This window comes from Streptococcus pseudopneumoniae (genome assembly GCF_001072665.1).
In the GTDB taxonomy this organism is placed as follows: Bacteria; Bacillota; Bacilli; order Lactobacillales; family Streptococcaceae; genus Streptococcus; species Streptococcus pseudopneumoniae_S.
In genome coordinates, this window is the sequence record NZ_JVJI01000093.1 from 1 (window position 1) to 248 (window position 248).

General features: G+C 41.1%; 1 protein-coding gene. It reads left to right on the top strand.

Annotated features, from left to right (window positions below; all coding sequences use genetic code 11):
* On the top strand, window positions 1–248 hold a 248-nt coding region (locus ADH52_RS04915), incomplete at both ends, for a DUF1542 domain-containing protein (protein WP_049510442.1).

Below are 248 nucleotides of genomic sequence, written 5' to 3' on the forward strand. Positions count from 1 at the left end.
GAACAGCCTGAAATCAATTACGATAAGGCTATGGCTAGCCTGACTGAAGCTATCGAGAAAAAAGTGGCTGAACTTGGTACTAACAACGATGCTAAGAAAAAATTAGTTGAAATTACTGATAAAGCAATCGCAGCTATCCAAGAAGCCAAGACTCAAGAAGACGTCAACAAAGCCCTCAATAACGCTCTTGAACAAATCAAGCAATTGCAACCTAGCCAACCAGAACAACCGGTTGAACCAAAACAACC